At 39.1% G+C, this 20,915-nt stretch carries 17 protein-coding genes; 15 read left to right on the top strand and 2 right to left on the bottom strand.

What is annotated here, in order from left to right; all coding sequences use genetic code 11:
* Window positions 1-3 precede the first annotated feature (3 nt).
* From EP1X_RS08530 to mobA, 9 genes are all read left to right on the top strand, one after another.
* Window positions 4-1,515 carry a potassium channel family protein gene (locus tag EP1X_RS08530; RefSeq protein ID WP_055283605.1) on the top strand — a complete coding sequence of 504 codons (1,512 nt, stop codon included), beginning with the start codon at window positions 4-6 and terminating at the stop codon, window positions 1,513-1,515.
* Window positions 1,516-1,559: 44 nt separating this feature from the next.
* Window positions 1,560-2,681, top strand: a complete 1,122-nt coding sequence (locus tag EP1X_RS08535; RefSeq protein ID WP_055283606.1) for an ATP-NAD kinase family protein — start codon at window positions 1,560-1,562, stop codon at window positions 2,679-2,681.
* 169 nt (window positions 2,682-2,850) lie between these two features.
* Entirely contained in the window at window positions 2,851-4,956 is a 2,106-nt protein-coding gene (locus EP1X_RS08540; RefSeq protein WP_055283608.1) for an ABC transporter substrate-binding protein, read from the top strand.
* A 4-nt stretch (window positions 4,957-4,960) separates the two neighbouring features.
* On the top strand, window positions 4,961-6,007 hold the full coding sequence (locus tag EP1X_RS08545; protein ID WP_055283610.1) for an iron ABC transporter permease: 1,047 nt from the start codon (window positions 4,961-4,963) through the stop codon (window positions 6,005-6,007).
* Window positions 6,000-6,770, top strand: coding sequence for an ABC transporter ATP-binding protein (locus EP1X_RS08550; RefSeq protein ID WP_055283612.1), 771 nt, complete (start codon window positions 6,000-6,002; stop codon window positions 6,768-6,770). The genes EP1X_RS08545 and EP1X_RS08550 overlap by 8 nt, the downstream gene beginning before the upstream one ends.
* Window positions 6,770-7,720 (top strand): hypothetical protein, encoded by a 951-nt coding sequence (locus tag EP1X_RS08555; RefSeq protein WP_253276563.1) that lies wholly within the window; start codon window positions 6,770-6,772, stop codon window positions 7,718-7,720. The genes EP1X_RS08550 and EP1X_RS08555 overlap by 1 nt, the downstream gene beginning before the upstream one ends.
* The gene (cobN, locus tag EP1X_RS08560) at window positions 7,717-11,463 is read left to right on the top strand and encodes a cobaltochelatase subunit CobN (protein ID WP_055283614.1); all 3,747 of its coding nucleotides are present in this window, start codon (window positions 7,717-7,719) and stop codon (window positions 11,461-11,463) included. Before EP1X_RS08555 ends, cobN begins: the two co-directional genes overlap by 4 nt.
* Entirely contained in the window at window positions 11,439-13,361 is a 1,923-nt protein-coding gene (locus tag EP1X_RS08565; RefSeq protein WP_055283650.1) for an ATP-binding protein, read from the top strand. The genes cobN and EP1X_RS08565 overlap by 25 nt, the downstream gene beginning before the upstream one ends.
* Window positions 13,362-13,467: 106 nt before the next feature.
* A complete protein-coding gene (mobA, locus tag EP1X_RS08570) occupies window positions 13,468-14,055 on the top strand; it encodes a molybdenum cofactor guanylyltransferase MobA (RefSeq protein ID WP_055283616.1) in 588 nt (195 codons plus the stop codon).
* Here the strand turns inward: mobA and EP1X_RS08575 are convergent.
* A complete protein-coding gene (locus EP1X_RS08575; protein WP_055283618.1) occupies window positions 14,033-14,926 on the bottom strand; it encodes a GNAT family N-acetyltransferase in 894 nt (297 codons plus the stop codon). The two genes, mobA and EP1X_RS08575, sit on opposite strands and share 23 nt — an antisense overlap.
* Window positions 14,927-14,949: 23 nt before the next feature.
* Entirely contained in the window at window positions 14,950-15,909 is a 960-nt protein-coding gene (locus EP1X_RS08580) for a lipopolysaccharide assembly protein LapB (protein WP_055283620.1), read from the bottom strand.
* Window positions 15,910-16,030: 121 nt separating this feature from the next.
* Between EP1X_RS08580 and EP1X_RS08585 the strand changes: the two genes are divergently transcribed.
* The 6 genes from EP1X_RS08585 to EP1X_RS08605 all read left to right on the top strand — a co-directional run bounded on the left by EP1X_RS08585 (window position 16,031) and on the right by EP1X_RS08605 (window position 20,908).
* Window positions 16,031-16,654, top strand: a complete 624-nt coding sequence (locus EP1X_RS08585; protein ID WP_055283622.1) for a DUF257 family protein — start codon at window positions 16,031-16,033, stop codon at window positions 16,652-16,654.
* Between the two features lie 95 nt (window positions 16,655-16,749).
* Entirely contained in the window at window positions 16,750-17,670 is a 921-nt protein-coding gene (locus EP1X_RS08590) for a ribonuclease Z (RefSeq protein WP_055283623.1), read from the top strand.
* Window positions 17,648-18,355, top strand: a complete 708-nt coding sequence (locus tag EP1X_RS08595) for a TraB domain-containing protein (protein WP_055283625.1) — start codon at window positions 17,648-17,650, stop codon at window positions 18,353-18,355. The genes EP1X_RS08590 and EP1X_RS08595 overlap by 23 nt, the downstream gene beginning before the upstream one ends.
* 4 nt (window positions 18,356-18,359) lie before the next feature.
* Complete coding sequence (locus EP1X_RS10155; RefSeq protein WP_167887851.1) at window positions 18,360-18,536, top strand: hypothetical protein; 177 nt, start codon at window positions 18,360-18,362, stop codon at window positions 18,534-18,536.
* 129 nt (window positions 18,537-18,665) lie between these two features.
* Window positions 18,666-19,208 (top strand): Lrp/AsnC family transcriptional regulator, encoded by a 543-nt coding sequence (locus EP1X_RS08600; protein WP_253276564.1) that lies wholly within the window; start codon window positions 18,666-18,668, stop codon window positions 19,206-19,208.
* A gap of 176 nt (window positions 19,209-19,384) precedes the next feature.
* Window positions 19,385-20,908, top strand: coding sequence for an AbgT family transporter (locus tag EP1X_RS08605; protein WP_055283629.1), 1,524 nt, complete (start codon window positions 19,385-19,387; stop codon window positions 20,906-20,908).
* The last annotated feature ends 7 nt before the right edge of the window (window positions 20,909-20,915 follow it).

Genomic DNA, 20,915 nt, shown 5'->3' on the forward strand with positions numbered 1-20,915 from the left:
TCTATGTGTGAATATACCTTTGAAAACGGGGAGAAATGTAGAATAAAAGCCATATCTGGTTCAAAGTATTGTTCACTTCACATCCCCTTTGAAGAGGGTGAACTTCTCTACGGTGAGAAAATCAAAGAAATAAAAGAAAGAGCATTTAAAAGAAAGCTAGAAAGAGGAGTAAGACATTTTGAAGGTATTCAGCTTTATGAGGCAAGGATCTCAAACTTAACGAGCAAAAAACCCCTTGTTTTCAAGAACTCAAAGATAAAAACACTCATTGTAGAGAGTTCTCATCTAAAAGGGATAACACTATACAAATGTGAAATTGAACGGGTAATTATCCTCTCGTCCACTATAGGCACTCTATGGATTAAAGGCTCAACATTCTTCGGATTTAACCTACTAGATGTGAAGTTTGGAAACTCAATTTACATCCGTGAAAGTATAGTGAGATACATCATGATGAACTCTGTGCAACATGTAGAAGGTATGAAACCCCACGAAGAAGAGTATGGAGAAAAAGAGGCAGTATATGGAAGGATAGAACTTTCTGAGCTTAAGAAGGTTAGAAGGATAGGCATAAATTCACGTTACCCTCTGCTCAAAGATGTATTAGAAGAGCACGGAATTAACTTCTCAGGCATTTCAAGAAAGCACGTTAAGGCGAAAATCTTTATCATCAAGAACATTGAATTTGATCCAAGCCCAAGGTTCAAGAGACAAGTTAGAGTTTTTATAAGAAACCTCGATAGTATTCTACAACTGGAGAATTTGGAGATCCCTAGGCACGTCGAAATAAGGGGTGGGCGGTTAAGAATCCCCGAGTTTATTCATACCACAGTCCAAAATAACCTAGTATTTAGGAATGTCACTTTTCATGGGGACATAACATGGAATCTCACTGTACTGCCAAACTTGCCAGCCGAATTGACTGTTAAAGGATTTGTAATTTTAGAAAAGTGTCGTTTTAATAATCCTACGATGGAGGAGTTCTTTTACAGATTAGCTAGAATTAGCTGGGAAAAAAGCGGAGACAAAGAAAAAGCGGATATGTACTACTACCTAGAGATGCTTGCAAGAAGAAAACAGAAGATGGGAAGATATATAACATATCTACCTAAACTTGGAATTGGAGTAAAGCTACCATCTCTACCTTTCAGAAAAGTCCAAGTAAAAGCAAAGCACTATATCCATCTCCTCGAGGGAGTTTTTGAGTGGTTTTTTGCAGACCTAACATGTAAATATGGAACAGACTGGAAAAGACCAATTCTAATTTGGATTTTCATGGTTAACATTATATTCCCCTCACTTTTCTATTTCACAAAAAGTGTCACAAGTTTCGGTGTCCCCCTTGAAAGTTTTTGGGATTATGAATATTTTAGCATAGTAACAGCTACAACACTCGGTTATGGAGATCTCCACCCTATTGGAATAGGGAGGATATTCGCTTCACTTGAAGCTCTATTTGGAATGTTCATGTGGGCAGTCTTCTTGACAGTCTTTGCAAGAAAGTACATGCGGTAAGTTTAAACTTTCACTGAAAGAAATAATAGCAGTGAGGGATGAGAATGAAAGTTGGTCTAATAGTGAATCCAATAGCAGGAATGGGTGGAAAAGTAGCCCTTAAGGGAACTGACGGAGTTGTAGAAGAGGCCATTAAAAGAGGAGCAAAACCAGTTGCAATTGAAATCACAAAATTGTTCCTAAAAGAGCTCTCCCATTACGATATAAATGTGGAATTCGTAACTGGACCCGATGGATTGGGCGAAGATGCTCTTAAAGAATTCAATTTTCCTTATGAAGTTATCAGATATAGAAAAATAGGGGAAAAGGAGATCCTTACTATCAAAATACCAGATACTACCAAAGAAGACACAAAAAAACTTGCAACCATTATGAACGAGAAAGTTGATATAATCCTCTTTGCTGGTGGTGATGGAACTGCAAGAGATATCTACGAGGCAATAGATAAGAGAAAACCCATCTTAGGTATCCCAACTGGTGTTAAAATGTTTTCAGGAACTTTTGCAACTTCTCCGGAGGATGCTGCAAGACTTTTGGTAGAGCTTGCAAATGGCAGTGCAAAACTTGTCGAAAGGGAGATTCTTGACCTAGACGAAAATGCATACAGGCATGATGAAGTAAAAGCGAGAACTTATGGAACTGCCCTTACTCCTTATATTGAAACCTTTATTCAAGGAGCTAAAGAGTCAACCCCCCTTGACGAAGGGGAAGAGTTAGATGCAATAGCAGAGGCTCTTGTAGAAGAACTTGAAGATGGAATTTACTTCCTCGGAGCTGGTTCAACAGTAAAGAAAATAAAAGACCTACTCAGTATAGATGGGACCCTCTTAGGGATTGATATTGTAGAAATAAAAAATGGAAAAGCAAAACTTCTTGTAAAGGATGCCCAAGAAAAAGACTTGCTAAAATTTGTAGGAAATAGACCCAAAATAATTGTCACCGTAGTGGGAGGCCTTAACTTTCTGTTTGGACGAGGGAACCAACAATTCTCACCAGAAGTTTTGAAACATATACCCAAAGAAAACGTGATCGTAGTGGCAACCCCATCAAAAGTCCGGAAGCCAATAAGAGTTTATACTGGAAATAAAGAGGTTGACAGGAAATTTAAAGGATACATAAAAGTTAGGATCTCACCTTGGGCTGAAAAAATGGTGAAAGTTATTTAGTCAAAAAACTTACAAGAGGAATAGGCTTTAGTTTTGGAGTTAGAGTTGATCTTGTGGTTTCTTAACTTTTAGTTAATCACTTTCTGTTTAAAAAACTTTTAAAAAAGACTTTTTGCATCTTGTAGTGTCACTAAAATCAAAATTAGTAGCACAATTGGTGGTGAAATTTATGAAAAGTAGCAAGATGTTGGTGGCGCTGCTTGTAATATCTATCTTAGCATTCAGCAGTGCATGTGTCCAAAAGACTCCAATGGAAACAACCTCCACCTCAATCATCCAAGAAAAGACAACAAGTGCATCTCATGCTCAAACAGAAACTCAAGAAAAAATAGTAATCACAGACTTTGCGGGAAGAGATGTAACTTTAGAGAAAGTTCCCGAACGAATAATTGTTTTAACAGGCTATTGGACCGAGATTCTTCACATACTTGGTTTAGATGATAAAATCGTTGGCATTGGAAAGTACGTTCCAAATAATCCATATATCCCTGAGGAAGTTAAGCAAAAGCCAGCAGTAGGAAGTTCATTTAAGGGTCTTAATTGGGAAAGTGTTGCAAGTTTAGGGCCAGATTTAATAATTGCTGATTGGTATGGTGGTAAATACAAGGACAAGGAGACGATTGAGAAAGCAGAAGAAATTGGCATTCCAGTTATAGCACTAACTGCTCAAAGTGTGGAGGATAACGTTAAAGTAGTAGAGCTTTTGGGGAAAGTTTTTGGGAAGGAAGAGAAAGCCGAAGAGCTTTCAAATTGGATGAAGAGCAAGTTGGAAGAAGTGAACAAAATAGCCAGCCAAATCCCAGATGATGAGAGGAAGAACGTCATTATCATAAATGCTCCCAAAGACATAAACGGCCCAATCACAGTTTATGCAAAGGGAAGTGCTTGGGCAAGCATCGTTGAGCTCGTTGGTGCTCACAACTTGGCTTTTGACAAAGAGTTCGACACTCAGTGGCCGAAGCTTGATTTGGAGAAGATAATTGCATACTGGGGAGACAAAGCTGATGTTATAATCGTAACCTCCTTCAGTCAGGATACGCTTGAAAAAACTGTGAATGACATAAAAAACGACCCAAGATGGAGAGAAATTAAAGCAGTTAAGGAAGGACATGTTTACGGAATTTTGGCCGGTTCTAAAGGATTCTTAGACTGGGGACCAAGGATAGTCGTAGGAGTCTACCAAATGGGTGGACTAATTTATCCAGAGTATTACCCAGAGTGGAAGCCAGTTGCAAAGGAATTATTTGAGAAGTTCTATGGGCTTAGCTATGAGATAAAAGTGGAGGTAATGGACTCTGCTGGAAGAAAGGTGACCTTTGAAAAAGTTCCCGAAAGAGTCATCGTTACAAGTAGTTATTGGGCTGAAGTTTTGCATTGCTTAGGCTTGGACGACAAAATAGTGGGAATTGATAAGTACACGCCAATGGATCAATTCTTACCAGAAAGCGTTAAGCAAAAGCCGCAAATTGGCTCTGTTTATAAAGGAATTAATTGGGAAACTGTTGCAAGCTTAGAGCCAGATTTGATCGTAATGGGCCTGTGGTGGGGCTCATTTGAGCCAAAGGAAAAGGAACTATTTGAGAGAGCAGAAGAGCTTAACATTCCAGTTTTAGCCTTTGGAATTCCTGATTCAAACAAGACAGGAACAGAAATGCCCTATGAAAACATTAGGATAATAAGAGTGCTTGGAAAAGCCTTTGATAAGGAGAGGGAAGCCGAAGAACTGGCAAGCTTCTTGGAGCACTATTATAATCAAGCCCTTGAAATAGCGAGCAAAATACCAGAAGACAAGAAGAAAAACGTGCTTATAGTTTACGGCTCATCAATTACTGGTAAATATGCAACAGGGACAATAACTGTCTCTACAAGAGGAAGTGCTTATGCTGAAACCGCTGAACTTGTAGGGGGACACAACTTAGCTTTTGACGTCAATGAGGGAGGACCTTACCTAAAGCTTGACTTAGAAAAGCTCATAGCACACTTTGGAAACAAAACTGACATTCTAATTGTTGTTGACTGGGAAGCGGAGAGACTTAATGAGGCAGTTGAGAAAATCAAGAGCGATTCAAGTTGGCAGGAGATTAAAGCAGTTAAAGAAGGAAACGTCGTTGGAATATTAGTGAGCTCATATAAGAAAGACGCAACTGCTCTTTATGGACCAAGGTTCATAACGGGAATTTATGCCTTTGGTCATGCAATTTATCCAGAATACTATCCCAACTGGGAGCCAATCTACAATGAGATACTCCAGAAGTTCTACAAGATAGAGGGGTGAAAGGATGAGAAGATTTCTCTTTCTTTTTCTTTTAGTCTCTCCAATCTTTGCATTCTTCATAAGCCTGTTTATCGGGGCGTATCACATGCCGATGGTCGACATAATAAATATGGTGCTCCTAAAATCCCTCCAACTTATTTCAGGTGTTTTGGCTAAAATAACCCTTGGAAAGATTTATTTTGATGTTCAAATTCCATATCCAAGCGTTTATCAAACGGTCCTCTTTAAAATAAGACTTCCCCGGGTTCTTTTAGCTATGATTGTTGGCTCAGCTTTAGCAGTCTCTGGAGCAGTTCTGCAGGCAATATTTAGAAATCCCCTCGTCAATAGCTATATTTTAGGGATTTCCTCTGGAGCAGCTTTTGGAGCTGCATTAGCCATAGGACTCTCGTTAGGTTTGGGTGTTACTTCTTTAGCATTTGCTTTTGCTCTGCTTGCAGTGTTTTTGACGACATCTCTTGCTAAAATAGGTGGGAGAATAACCCCGGTATCACTAATTTTGGCTGGTGTTATAGTTAATGCGTTCTTTTCTGCATTAACATCACTATTGAAGTTTTTAATGGAACACGAAAAATTGGCGAGTGTGGTTTACTGGCTTATGGGGAGCTTTGCCAATGCCGATTGGCATTCTGTTAAAGTAGCATTTCCAATTATTTTTGCTGGATGCATTATAATATCTCTAATGCGCTGGCAGCTGAATGTTTTATCCTTTGGAGAAGAGGCCAAGCTCGTTGGAGTTGAGACTGAAAAGTTGAAGTTTGCCTTTATCTTAATCGTTTCACTTATAACAGCTGCTTCTGTCGCTTTTTGTGGAATAATTGGATGGGTTGGCTTAATGATTCCCCACATGGTTAGAATGGCTTTTGGACCCGACCATAAGAAGTTAATCCCCCTCTCAATAACTGTCGGAGCTTCTTTTATGGTTTTGGCAGACACCCTAGCGAGATCAATAGCCACTTATGAGATTCCAATTGGGATATTAACCACATTACTTGGGATACCCTTCTTTGCTTATCTATTGAGAAAGACGGGTGGTGGTTGGCATGCTTAAAGTTAAAGGCTTATCATTCAGTTATGGCGACTTCAGCGTTGAAAATGTTTGCTTTGAGGTTAAAGAAGGAGAGATTTTAACTTTATTAGGTCCAAACGGCAGTGGAAAAACCACGATTTTGAAGAATGTCTATGGGTTGTTAAAGCCAAAGAAAAAGTGCGTCTTCATAGATGGCAGAGATTTTCACTCTTTGTCATTAAAGGAGAGGGCTAAGTTAGCTGGTTACGTTCTTCAATCCCATTACCCTCCTTTTCCGTACACAGTTTTAGATGTCGTCGTTATGGGCTTGGCATCTCAGCTCAGTGTTTTTGAGAGCCCAAGAGAAGAACATTATGAGAAAGCTCTCGAAAAGCTCAGGCTTTTGGGGATGGAGAGTTTTAAAGACAGGCCATATACCCAGCTGAGCGGAGGTCAATTACAATTGGTTTTAATAGCGAGAGCATTAGTCCAAGAGCCAAAAGTCCTTCTTCTTGACGAGCCCACCGCTCATTTAGATTTTAAAAATCAGGTAAAAATCCTTGGGATTATTAAAAAACTCGCGAGGGAAGAGAGAATTACAGCAATTCTGACACTCCATGATCCAAATTTGGCTTCAATTTATTCAGACAAGATAGCTTTGGTTAAGGAAGGAAGGATCAGAGCCGTTGGAGAGTCGAGCGAGATTTTGAGAGAGGAGATACTTGAAGAGGTTTACGGTGTTCCAATTCACATCTTGGAGTTCAATGGATTTAGAGTTATCATGCCAAAAACGGAGGTAGTGTAATGCTGAGCTTGATAATAACCTCAACGGAAATAGCATTTAGCTTTTTAAAACGCTCTGTTCCCGGGTTATTGATTGGTATATTCATAGCTGAGCTTTTAATTGAGAAAGGAGTTATTAACAAGTTCTCTCCAATAGGAAAACCTTTTGTTAAGCTTTCAAATCTTCCAGAGGAGTGTGCTCTAGCCTTTGCAACTGCGTTTTTAAATACGAGGGCAGGAAATGCCATGCTTATAGATTTTTACAAAGAAGGAAAAATAGGCAAGAAAGAACTCTATATTGCCTCTCTTATGAACGCATTTCCTGCAATGGTTAGGCACTGGAACTCATTAATCCCAGTTCTTTTGGCAACGCTTGGAACATTTGGCTTACTTTATTTCGGGATCTTAGTTCTTATTGGATTTATTCAAACAACAGTTTTTGCATTCGCGGGGAAACTCTTAATTAAGAGCCCAAAACAAATAAAAAATGTTCAAAAGCACGCCAAAAATTCCCAAGAGCCATTTAAAAAAGTTTTAAGAAAGGCTTTAGCAAAAACTAAGAAGCACTCAATCCCAATTTTAAAAACCATGGTTTTGGCAACTTACATAACCGCCTTACTCATAGCAGCAGGATTTTTTGAGTATTTAACCTCTCTCGTAAAAGATTTTGCAGCTTTCCTTCCTCTTTCACCGGAAGAAATAAGTGTGGCACTAAGTGCAATGGCAAGCAGTATAGCGGCTTATACTCTCGGTGCAAACCTCTTAAAAGCTGGATTAATAAGTGAAAAAGCTCTAATAAGGTCTCTCCTTCTTGGATCAGTTCTCGCGAATATAACTTTCCTAAGAGTGCTGATTCCCTATTATGTTGGTCTATATGGAGCTAAAGATGGAACAAAGATTATGCTCATCTCAATGGCAACACGGAGTGCTATCATACTGTGCCTTATACTTGTGATGGAGGTGGTTTTATGATCTGCTTCATATTGGGTTACGGTGCAAGACCTTTACCTTTGCTTGAGAAAATATTGAAAGAGGAAAAAATCGATGGAATTGTTTTAACAGACCAGAACTGTGAGAAAGAGCTCGAAAAAGTTGAAAGGGCAGAAGTAATTTTCATTTATGCCCACGAACTTCCGGATGTTGTTGTAGAGACGCTAAAAAAGAGCAGAGCAAAAATTGTTTCAATGGACAGCTTAAACAACGTTCCGCAAGAGATTTTAGTTAAAGCTAAATCTTACTACGTCCTCGGTGGTGAGGAGAATCTAAGAAACTTAGCTAAGTTTTTAGCAAACCTGGCAGGTGAAAAGAGAGAATATGAAGAGCCAAAAGAAGTTCCAATGCATGGGATTTACCACCCAAATTTTGGGGTTTTTGAAAGCTTAGATGAATATTTGAAGGTTTATGATAAGAGACCACTTGTTGGGATTCTATTCTGGAGGAGTGCTTGGCTTTACAGAGAATTCAGCCCGATTGAGGAGCTCATCAAAGCACTTGAAAGTGAAGGGTTAGGAGTTATTCCAGTCTTTACCTATGGGAAAGACTCAACAACAGGACTCGGAAAAGAAAAGAGTGAAGCAGTTGAAGAGTTCTTCATAAAAGATGGGAAACCAATTATTGAGGCACTGGTAAGTTTAATCTCCTTTGGCACCGTTGATTTAAATAATTTGGAAAAGCTGAACGTCCCAGTATTTGCTCCAATTCGCTCTTATTATCAAAACCTCAAAGAGTGGAAGGAGAGAGAAGGCGTTGATTACATGACGCAGGTTTATGGGGTGATAATTCCAGAAGTTGCAGGAGCGATTGAACCGATATTTATAGCTGGAACTGAAAACATTGAGGGCTACAAAAAAGGCGAGCCATACGAAGAACACATAAAATATCTCGTCAAAAGAGTGAAGAAGTGGATTGAGCTAAGGAAAAAGCCAAAGAAAGACGTTAAAATAGCGATAGTTTTGATAAATCCGCCTTGTAAGGGACTTGAAGCCAGCATTGCAGTGGGAATGGGATTAGATGTTCCAGAGAGCATAGTGAGACTTCTGCACAAGCTAAAAGAAGAAGGCTATTATGTTGGTGAAGAGCTTCCAAAGAATGGAGAAGAGCTAATAAGAATGATTTTGGAGAGAAAGGCAATAAGCGAGTTTAGATGGACAAGTGTGGAAGAAATCGTCAAAAATGGTGGGGCAATTGACTTCGTAAGCTTGGAGGATTATTTGGAGTGGTTCAATGAGCTTCCCGAGGACTTGAGAGAAAAAATAGTCAAAGATTGGGGAAGACCAGAGGACGTTTTGGCAGGAAAAGTAGACAAAACATTGGTTGGAATGGTTTATGATGGAAAGTTCGTTGTTCCTGGAATAAAGTTTGGAAATGTCTTTATTACTCCCCAGCCAAAGTTCGGCTGCGCTGGGACGAGGTGTGATGGAAAAGTTTGTAGAATCCTCCATGATCCGACTATAACTCCTCCTCACCAGTGGTGGGCCGTCTACAGGTGGATAACGAGGAAGTTTAATACCAATGTTATGATTCACTTTGGAACTCACGGTTATTTAGAATTTAGACCGGGGAAAAGCGTTGGGCTTTCTCCTTCATGTGTTCCTGAGGCGAGCTTAGATGACGTTCCCCACTTATACGTCTATGTAGTTTCAAATCCAATGGAGGGTGTCATAGCCAAGAGAAGAAGTTATGCAACGTTAATAGATCACATTTATCCCCCAATGGCAATGGCTGAAGTTTTAGATGATTTAGACTCGTTTCTAAACCAATATGCAAAGGCAAAGAACTTAGGAGATGAGGCAAGGAGAAAGAAAATTTACGAGCAAATTTTGGAGAAAGCTGAGGAGAACAAAATAAAACTAAACAATCCTCAAAATGACGAGGAAACTATCGAGGAAATCCACCGCTACGCTGAGTTGATGAGAGGTTCTCAAATTAATCTCGGTCTTCATATCTTTGGACATCCACCGAAAGAACCAGAAAGATTGGCGGAATACATTGCCACGGCAATGGCTTATGATTCCTACGCTTCCCCGTCAATTAGAAGGGCAATAGCTGAGGCAATAGGCATGGACTACGACAAGATAAGAAAGAACCCCTTGGAGACTACAAACGGATTTACGAACAGAGAATTGTTGGAGATTTTCCACAGGATAGCAGTTAAAAGCTTAGAGCGTTTGCTTAATGGAGAAGGCTTTGATGTCATTGAGGAAGAAATTGAAAAGTGTGGATTCAGAGTTAAGGAGAAAGAAAAGCTTGAGGGAACGTTTAGAAAAACCCTTGAAGTTGCTCAAAAAGTTGTCGAGTGCGAAAGGGAATATAATGGCTTTTTAGAAGGCGTGAAAGGAAAATATGTGAAGCCAGGCCCTTCGGGAGCCATAACGAGAGGGAAGTTCGAGATTTTACCGACGGGAAGAAACTTTTATGCAGTTGATCCAAGAACTCTGCCAACCAAAGCAGCTTGGCAAATTGGAGTTGAAACTGCTGAAAAGCTCTTGGAGAAGTATACAAAGAAGCATGGGAAGTATCCCGAAAGCATTGGGCAGGTTCTCTGGAGTATAGACGGTTATAAGGCGGATGGCGAACAAATAGCTCAAATTCTCTATTTGCTTGGAGTTAAGCCTATCTGGAAAGGAGATGTAGTTTCTGACCTTGAAATAATTCCCTTAGAAGAGCTCGGAAGACCAAGGATTGACGTTCTGGTTAGGATAAGTGGAATTGTTAGAGATACTTTGCCAAATTACATATATCTCATAGACAAAGCAATAGAAAAGGTTGTTACGCTGGATGAACCCTTAGAGATGAACTACATCAAAAAGCACTACATTGAGCACATTAAAAAACTGATTGAATTAGGAAAAAGTTTTGAAGAAGCCCAAAGGTTTGCGAGGTTTAGAGTTTTCTCTGCTCCACCTGGAGCTTATGGAGCTGGTGTAAACTTAGCTGTTGAGTCATCGGGCTGGCAGAAGGATGAGGATTTAGCAAAGGTTTGGGTTCAGTGGAGTGGTTACGCTTATGGAAAAGATGCCTTTGGAGTTGAGGCTCACGAATCGTTAGTTTTGAACCTCAAAAGCGTTGACATAATCAATAGAAACCACATAAGTGATGAGCACGACTTAACGAACTGCTGCTGTTATTTTGCCTATCACGGTGGATTTAAAACAGCGGTAGATGCTCTAACTGGCAAGGATGTAGATATAATCCAAGTTGATACGAGAGACATAAGCGATACTAAAATTGTTGATATTAAAGTCGAGATTGAGAGAATAACAAGGACAAAGCTTCTCAACGACAGATGGATTGAGGAAATGAAGAAGCACAGCTACAGAGGGGCGAGCGAGTTCTCAAAGAAGATTCTTCATCTCTATGGCTGGGAAGCAACAACAAAGCTCGTTGAAGATTGGATTTTTGATGAAATAGCGGAAAAGTACGTTCTTGATGAAGATATGAGGAGATGGTTCGAGGAGCACAATCCCTACGCTATTGAGGAAATTGCAAGGCGTTTGATTGAAGCTTATGAGCGTGGCTTGTGGGAGACGAGCGAGGAGCTCATTGAAAGGCTCATGGAAGCTTACTCTGAAATTGAGGGGCTTTTGGAGGAACACCTTGGTGAAGGGGAAGTTCAAGGTGGAACGATTGAAATCTACACTGCTGAGGATGATGAACACTGGAGTGAAAACATTGAGGAGGTGGATAAAATATGGAAGCTCGTGAAAAACGCTTAATCTTCCCATTTTCTGCAATAGTCGGGCAGGAAAAGGCTAAATTAGCCTTACTCTGTGTAGCGGTTAATCCGCTAATAGGCGGAGTTTTATTGAAAGGAGACAAAGGAACGGGGAAATCGACCCTGGTTAGGGCTCTGGCCAACGTTTTGCCCGAGATTGAAGTTGTGGCAGATTGTTCGTTCAACTGCAATCCAATGAACCCATTAGAGATGTGCGACAGCTGTTATGAGAGATATGAAAATGGGGAAGAGTTGCCCACGTCAAAGAGGAAGATGCGCGTTGTTGATTTGCCTTTGAGCGTTACAATAGACAGATTAGTCGGAACAATTGATGTGGAGCGCTTTTTAAAGGAGGGCAAAAAAGCTTTGCAGCCGGGAATATTAGCGGAAGCTAATAGGGGAGTGCTTTACATCGATGAGGTCAATCTCTTAGATGACTACATAGCTGATTCACTCTTAGATGCTGCAGCAATGGGATGGAACACAATAGAGAGGGAAGGTATCTCATTTAGACATCCAGCCCGCTTTATCTTAGTTGGAAGCATGAACCCAGAGGAAGGGGACTTAAGACCCCAAATTCTCGATAGATTTGGTCTATGCGTTGAGGTCTCAGCACCAATGAACCCAGAGGATAGGATAGAGATAGTTAAAAGAGTAGAAGAATTCCATGAAGACCCAATAAGCTTCTACAAGAAGTTTGAGAGCGAAGAGAAAAAGCTTACAGAAAAGATTGTTAAAGCGAAGGAACTTTTGCCTAAAGTTGAAATAAGCGATGATTTGTTAAAGCTTTTAGCTGAGACTGTGATTAATTTAAGTATAAAGACCAACAGGGCTGAAATCACTACAATAAAAACTGCAAAAGCAATAGCCGCTTTAAACGGAAGGAGAAGGGTTTCCTTAGAGGACTTAGAGAAAGCTATGGAATTAGCTTTACCGCACCGTCTAAGGGATAGACCTTTTCAAAAGCCACCTCAAATGAAGCCTCCAAAGCCTAAAGATGATAAGAAGCACAATCATGATCATAAGCACAACCATAAGCATGAGCACAAGAAGGAAGAAAAAAGCGAAAGGAGAAACCAAAAGTCTCGAAGTCAAGGAATCGGAAATTTAGAGCAAAATTTTCGCTCAAGCGAAGCCAAAATTCCAAAAATAGAAAGCAAAAACTTTGGGAGCAACGACTTTACAGGCTACCGCTCTTCAAGGGACGTTAGCATTACTGTGGTAAACTTTCCAAAGGGAATTCCCGTCTCTTATCTACCCCCAAAAGATGAAATAAGGGATGTTGATTTTTACAACTCGACTATTTGGGCAGTGTTAAATGGCAAGAAGCCACCAATAAAGCTTGAGCTAAAGGATGTCCGCGTTAGGGTTAGGAAGGCAAAGGCTCCTACGCTCTGGGTTTTGCTCTTAGACTCAAGCGGAAGTATGGCTGTGAAGAGAAGAATAAGCATTGCAAAGGGGATAGCGGAAAAGCTGGTCGAGAACGGCTATATCAAGAAGTCAAAAATGGCTTTGATAGTTGCAAAGGGCAAAGAAGCAGAAGTTTTTGTTTCGCCAACTAAGAACTACTGGGAAGTGTTTGAAAAAATAGAAAGTGTCCCAACTGGAGGAAGGACTCCTCTCAGCTCTGCTTTATACAATCTTTTGCTTTTAGCCAATAGAGAGAGAATGAAAGACAAGTCCGTCAAAGTTAGAGCATTTCTAATAACCGATGGAAAAGCAAACGTTCCCCTCTTTGGCAAGAGAATTAAGGATGAAATCATTGAGCTTGCAAAAGCGTTGAGAAAGAAGGGCATTGAGCTTAACATTTACGATACAAATGGCAAGGGAATAAACCCGGGGATTTCCTATGTTCCAGTTTTGAAGGAAGTCGCGAACGCTAAAGTGTTTAAGGTATAAGGCTTTGAACTTTAAACTTTACATCACTAATAGAAAATACAAAAGATAAAAACATATATCTTTATGACCTATATTTTCCATATCTCCAAACTCGGAGAGGAGAAACGTGATTGGTGTAATACTTGCTGGAGGTAAATCAAACAGGTTTGGAGAGGAGAAACTTCTGTATAACGTGAACGGAAAAGCTTTAATTGCCTACACAATCGAGAGACTCCTGAAATCAAAATCAATAGAAGAAGTAGTTATAATAACATTGCAAGAAAGAAAGGACAAATTTAAGGATCTCGGAGTTAGGATTCTCATTGATAAACTTGAGATAGGTCCCATTGGAGGGATCTATACAGCTTTGGTCAAGCTGGGGGATGTGTTTATAGCAGCAGGCGATATGCCCAATATAAATCCAGAGTTCGTAAACTATATTATAAAAGAATTCCACAAATTTAGGCCTATGGCCTGCGTTCCTTTATGGGCAAATGGCTACCTTGAGCCCCTCCATGCTGCTTATTCCCAGGAATTCTTACCTGTTCTTGAAAATCAGATAAAAAAGGGAGAGTATATGTTGGGGAAAGCCATAAGAAATGCAAAGACATGCTATATTCAAATAGAATCCCTCCCTCTTGAATGGAGAGAGAGTCTTTTCAATATAAACACAAAAAGAGACTTAAAAAAGTTTAAAGGCGCTTCGAGAGAATAATCATTTTGTCCAAAATCTTTGGGTTGAATTCTTTTATTAGGTTCTCTTCAACTATTGTACGAAGCTTTGTGAAACCTAGGTTTTTTGCCCTGTTTAATAAGAGAGGAAAGTCCTTCTCCTGCCCCCACATATATGCAGTGACTATCAAATTACTGTAAATGGCCTCCTCAAGGATATAATAGGACTCTCCCAACTTCCCACTTTCGAAATAAACTGCATCATCTATACCTGCCAGTCTATCTTTAAATGCCGTAAACCAATGATGATAAGAGCTCTGAAATCTCCCTACGACCATCTCTTTATTTTTAATTTCTTTCCATGAAAACTCAAATAAATCAGGGGTTTCTTCTTGGTCTGAAAAAAGAGAGAGTTCAAACTCAACAAAATAGCCCTGAAAGAGCACATTATCAATCCCAAGTTTTGTATAAAAACCAATAGCACTCTTTTCAGGTACTACTGTCAAAAGCTCACACCCTCTTTCCCTTGCTATATTTTCTACAAAGGTTACAATTCTCTTTCCTACCCCTTTTCTCCTAAAATCCCTATGAACTTCCAGAATATCTAGATGAGCTATTCTTCTAATTTTACCGACTATTGGCTCTTCGCTTATCAAAAGCTCAGCATTTCCAATAATTTTCCCATTTGTCTCCGCCACTATAGGAATCTGACCTTCCAAGAGAAGGCTATTTAAATGAACAGCGCAGGTTTCAATACTCATCCATGGACCACCATGCAGATAGCGGTCTTTTATACTGAGTTCTTCATAAGTCGCTTCCCTATTATCGTCTTTCTTAATCCACTTTTCAACACCTGAACAGTGTACTTCAACTATCCCCTTTGCATCTTCAAGCTTTGCTATCCTGATATTCATGAAAATCACCAAAAAAGATAAAATCAGGGCTCAGCTTCGCTTAAGAACTCAAGTAGATCTAGGAGTCTCCTGTCTTTAATCTTTGTTATATATCCGCTTACTTCTTCTCTTCCTATTTTTCCGTCCTTGTATAAGGCAACAACCTTTACACCTTCAAAGAACTCTTTCATATCTGGAAAGGCCCTAGCGAACATATCTAGATTGTTGTATATCACATCAAATTTGTCTTCCATTAATATCTGCCAGAGAACATCGATTAATGAATCAAATGCAATGTCGAAATACTCTGTACCTCTCCCATACAACATCGCATAAAGGCACTCATGTAAAGCTGCATCATAATTATCTTTTTCTTCGAAGATTTCCTCAAAGACCAGATGCACCTGGGCTACTAACTGATTATTCCCACGCGCCTCGGAAAGTACTTCTGCCAGTTCCGCCTTTGCTTTTGGGACCTCTCCTATTTCAAATGTTATATATGCCTTGTGAATTCTAATATGAACAATCTCCTCCTTCTTCCCAAGTTCCTCAAAGACCTTTTCAGCTTTGCTCATAAGTTCTAGAGCTTTTTCATACTCCAAAAGTTCCTCATGGATAAGACCCATGTTGTAGTAAACTTTTGCAATATTCTCAAGGTTTCCTTTTTCAGTTTCCTCTTCAAGCAGTTCTCTGTAAAGCTCAATTGATTTTTCAAGCTCACCTAATAGATAATACAAATCAGCAAGATGATATTTGGCCTCAAAACTTCCATCTTTCTCAACCAATTCTTCAAAGTCCTTAATCTTATCAACCTCAAGAAACTCGAGAGAATAGTAGACAACCAGTTTATAGAGTTCGTAATCCTTACACTCTAATGCGAGTTTCTCAGTTTTCTCTAGAACAATCTTTAGTTCGTCTTCAGTTAACTCATCTGCTTTGTAATAGAGCAACGTTGCTACTTTTTCGCATTCTTTTTCCTGAATTGCTTTAAGTACTTCTTCCATCCAGCTTCACCAATTAATTTTGGTGAATGTAGTATTTTAACCTTTGGCAGAACATGATTATTTCATATGAAAAAAGTTAAATATTCAAAAGTTCTTTAAAAATTTCAAAGGTGAAGTATCTATGTGGGAGATACTCGACAAAATAAAACCTGGTGAGATTGTACTGGTCGAGTACTCTTCAAACATGAATCCCACCAGAATTCTTCATGATATTATCAAATGGGCCAAGAGCAAAGAATATCAGGTCTTAATCACAGACATGTACAATCTAGTAGAGCTCCATACTTATCGCATGAAAATGGAAGGATTGGACATGGAAGTATTAAAATGGGCAAAAATCATAGAGATCGGGCGACATGAGCCCTCAGTAGGAGAGGTAATAAAGTTCATTCCTGTGGATAGAGAATTATTAGCATTATTAGCAGAGTATAAAGAAGTTTATGAGGAGTTTGTGAGTAAAAACTTTACCGTCGTCCTATTTTTTGGACTAGAAAGATACATGCTATTCAAAAATGAAGTTATGTCTTTTGTAAGTATTCTTGAGAGATTCTTAGGAGACACACGAAGAATATCAATATACTTTGTAAACAGAGACGTTCTAACAAACATTTCTCCTGATCCCCTCCCCTTGCTTGAAGAACTTGCCACGACTATAATGAAATTCCAGAAAGAGGCAAAAAAGATCAAGTTCACTATTAATAAAGCATTAAACCCCGAACTTGAGGGATACGAGGAATGTTATTAAGCACCAAGAGAAGCTGAATCCCTTCATCTACCAAATGATAAAAAAACTCTCAACTTATCAAAAACTTTTTTATCTCTCTCTTCTTTATTAGGAACATGCTTGAAGTAATTTTCCTTGGGACTGGAGGCATAATGCCAAATAAAGAGAGAAATGTTCCTGCTATAGCTTTAAAATATAAGGGCGAGATAATACTATGGGATATTGGAGAAGGCACATTACGACAGTTCAATATCGCCAAGCTGAGTCCAATGAAGATCGACAAGATTTTCATAACTCATTTTCATGGCGATCACTATCTTGGCTTGATGAGCTTTATTCAAACCATGAGCTTATGGAATAGGGAAAGGCCACTTCATATCTATGGCCCAAAATATACTTTTGAATTCGTACAGAATTATTTAAAAAGTGGATTTTTCAGGCCAGGGTTTGAAATTCACATTCATGAGCTTGGAGAAGCTAGATTAAAGTTCGGGGACTATGAAATATGGAGTTTTAAAGTTGAACATGGTGTCCCTGCTTTGGGATATGTATTTAAAGAAAAGGAGAAGAGAGGGAGTTTTGATATTGAAAAGATTAGAGAGCTCGGACTAATCCCAGGCCCTTGGATGAAGAAGCTTGAAAAAGAAGGAAGAGTAGAAATTGATGGCAGAATAATACACCTTGAAGAAGTGACTGGAAAGCCCAAAAAAGGAGTAAAAGTAGTATATACCGGAGACACCGAACCATGTGAGAGAGTGAAGCTTTTTTCAGAAAAAGCTGATCTACTGATACACGAAGCCACATATATAGATAAAGCAGACAGAAACGAGAGTTATCACTCAACAGTTCCTGAAGCTTGTGAAATAGCAAAAAAAGCCAAAGTGAAACTTTTAGCCCTCTTCCATAGAGCACCTAGATACACTTATGAAGAGTACTGTACGAGAGCACGTGAAGTATGCAACTACAAATTTATAATTCCAAAGGACTTTGATGTCATTAAAGTTGGTGAGAGGTATGAGCTATCTTCGATACGTTAAGATCATCGGAACTATGCACGTGTCTCCAAGGAGTAGGGAAGAAGTCAGGCAGTTGATCCTAAAGGAAAATCCTGATGCCATAGCTATTGAACTCGACAAACAACGATTCTATGCCCTCAAATCTTCTAAAAAACTCACGTTTCAAGAAGCCTTGAAACTTGGAAGAAAAGCCCTTTTGGCTTACATTCTAATGAAAGTTGAAGAGAAAATTGGAGAAGAGTTTGGAATGAAGCCCGGTGGAGAAATGGAAGAAGCTATTCAAATGGCAGGTTTTCTAAGAATTCCCCTTTATCTGATCGACGAGGATATACAAATAATCATGGGGAAGCTTTTAAAAGCTCCGTTTAGGGAGAAACTCTTTCTTCTAATTGAAAGTGCTTTAGTGTTCTTTCCAATAGTCCCCATTGAGGGAGAGTCAGAAAACATTATGGAAAGCTACAAAATAATGATGCATCGTTTTAAAACAAGATATCCCTATTTGTTTAAAGTTCTAGTAGAGGAAAGGAACGAAATAATGGCAAAACATCTCAAATTTATTGTAGATGAGCTCAAAAAGGCGGGTATCAAAAAGCCTAAAGTAATCGCCGTAGTTGGCCTAGGACATAAAAAAGGAATAGAGAGAATCTTAAATTCATATAAAGAGCAAAAAGATTTATTAAATAAAAAAACAAATCTACACTGGTGATCCTATGGAGAGACAACATCTAAAATGCCCCCTTTGTGGTGGAACCAGCTTTAAGGTCGAAGAAGGCAAACTGGATAGTAAATGGGGCTTCACAGCTCACAGAGTAAGTATTGTGATCTGTGAAACTTGTGGATATGTAATGATGTTCTACAAAGGAAGGACAATATGGGATTTCGATTAGTTTTTCTTCCTCACTCTTAGTAATTTTTGTGGTTATAAGGCTTAATGTATGATGGTTATTTAGAAGAGAATATGTCAAAATTCCTCTCCATGAACTTTAAATACTCTTTTATGTACTATAACGATTGCTATGAAATTAATCGAGGAGGTTCTAGTTATGGATCTAGATCATGACGAAATCTTAGTTCTAAAAACAGTTTTTAAAGGAAAATTAGATGATTTGGATATAAAAATATACCAAGCATTAAGAGAGGATGGGCGAATAAGTGATACCAAAATTGCAGAAAAGCTTGGCATTTCTATAACTACAGTTAGGCGGAGACGATTACGACTCCAAGAGGAGGGAATATTACAAATAATCGGTCTCCTGCTTTTGAGAGCGGCTGATGCTGCATATGCTGATGTCTTGGTTAAATTGAACCAACAAATCCGAATTGAAGAGATCAACGAATTTATTCATGAAGCAATGAAAAATCCCAGAATATACGAAGTAACCATGTATCTTGGAGGAGATTATGACCTTCTGTTAAGATTTTTTGAAACTAATCTTGAGCGACTTAGGTATCATGTGGATAAATTCCTTAGGAATCACAAAGTAGTAGAGAAATACAGTGTTTATCCCGCAATAGGAAGTCCGAAAGCATGGTACAAATCATTTAAATTGAAATTTTAAATCTTCATCTATATTTTTACGCTGGGTAAAAGTAACACCTTAACACATCGAATTTGTCAGGGTTGACCTATAACAAACTGCAAGATTACGCCATATTGTAATGTCAAATTTTAAACAACAATACATAAATATTTATTCTTCTATTTGTCTGTGACAAATCCATTAGGTGATAAAATATGCCTGAGGAAAAAGGCGGAGCATTAATGCGATTTATAAACTGGATAGAAAAAGTAGGCAACAAACTTCCCCATATGTTTTGGATTTTCTTAGGTCTCTGGGTCTTGGTTATCCTGCTCTCAGGTGTTTTGGCAGGAGTATCGGCGATAGATCCAGCGAAAGGCGAAGAAGTCGCAATAGTAAGTCTACTTAATAAGGAAGGGTTATACTGGATTCTAACTAACATAGTCAAAAACTTTGCACAGTTTCCACCACTTGGACTAGTATTAGTCATGATGATGGCAGCAGGGTTTGCCGAAAGGGCAGGTTTTATCCCCGCACTTATGAGAACTCTAACAAAAGTTCCTGACAAATATTTGATTCCTGCTATATTCATTTTGGGAATCTGTGGAAACCTTGCCTCTGATGCTTCTTTAGTAATAATTCCTCCACTTACAGCGGCATTGTTCTATTCCAGAAGAAAAGACCCAATATTTGGACTTATACTTGGATATGCTGCTGCGTCCTCTGGTTTTACAGCAAACTTATTCATAGCAGGAACTGACGTACTACTCTCAGGAATAACTGACGCGGCAGCTAAAATTGTAGACTCCAATTACAATGTATATCCAACTGCAAACTATTACTTTATGGTGGCCTCAACATTCATAATCACTGCTGTTGCCACGATATTCACTGTAAAGTACGCAATGCCAAGATTTGCTAGATGGGAGGAAGAATACGAGCATGCTCAAGTTCCAGAAGAGTATCTAAAACCTATCACCGACTATGAAATGAGAGCTCTAAAGAAGGCCCTTTTGGCCGCAGGCGGATATTTCCTTTTGATGTTACTGCTAACAATAATGCCCAACGGACCACTAAGAGATCCTACCCAAAATACAATAGTGCCTTCTACGTTCCTTAAGGGCATGGTTCCAATCTTGTTCTTGTTCTTCGTAATTGGTGGATATGTTTATGGAAAAAGCGTTGGTACAGTTAAAAGGCCCACCGACATGGTAAATTACATGGCAGATGCTATGAAAACTATGGCATCTTACTTGGTCATAATCTTGCCCATAGCAAACTTTACTTATACCTTCAAGCACACGAACATGGCCTCAGTACTTGCAATAAAGCTTGCAGATTTCCTCAAGTCCGCAGGATTCACTGGTATCGGCCTATTCATATCCATAATCCTAATAGCCACTTTCATAAATCTCTTCATAACAAGTGGATCCACTAAATGGGCATTTTTAGCTCCGGTTCTCGTGCCAATGATGTACTACTTAGGATACACTCCAGAGTGGGCACAATTACTCTACAGACTTGGTGACTCAAGCACCAACTCATTTACCCCATTGTCCCCTTACTTCCCAGTCATCATTGGATATGCAAGTATCTACAAGAAAGATGTGGGAATTGGTACAATAATTTCAAGAACGTTCTTGTACTCTATGCTCTTCCTAGTGACGTGGATCATACTAGCAATAATATGGTATCTTCTAGGATTCCCACTAGGGCCTGGGGCACCAATTAAGTTGTGATCTTTTT

It is taken from the genome of Thermococcus sp. EP1 (assembly GCF_001317345.1).
Classification (GTDB): domain Archaea; phylum Methanobacteriota_B; class Thermococci; order Thermococcales; family Thermococcaceae; genus Thermococcus_A.